The organism is Runella sp. R0.1_18 (assembly GCF_057652155.1).
The window spans coordinates 1-228 of the sequence record NZ_JBYFCK010000166.1; the positions used below are offsets into that span (position 1 = coordinate 1).

1 protein-coding gene is annotated in these 228 nt (G+C 46.9%); it reads right to left on the reverse strand.

Going from position 1 to position 228, the window contains the following annotated elements; translation table 11 throughout:
- On the reverse strand, positions 1 to 228 hold a 228-nt coding region (locus AC23P2_RS31480), incomplete at both ends, for a hypothetical protein (protein WP_487776848.1).

A 228-nucleotide genomic window follows, 5' to 3' on the forward strand; every position in this document is an offset into this window, starting at 1 on the left:
CTTGTTTCTGCTCAGGCTCTATTGGCTTTACTGGTATAGGCTCGGGCGTTGGAATAGCCGCAGGAGTATATTCAGGCTCGGTCTCTTCTTCTGTCTCAGGTTCAGTAACAAGGGTATCAAAAAAATAGCGGTTGGGTTCATCGACTACCTTGGGCGGTTCTACACGCGTTGTTTTTTTGACTAGATGGGTGATGTCTAATGGTACTTTTGCCGATAAATGCCCTACCC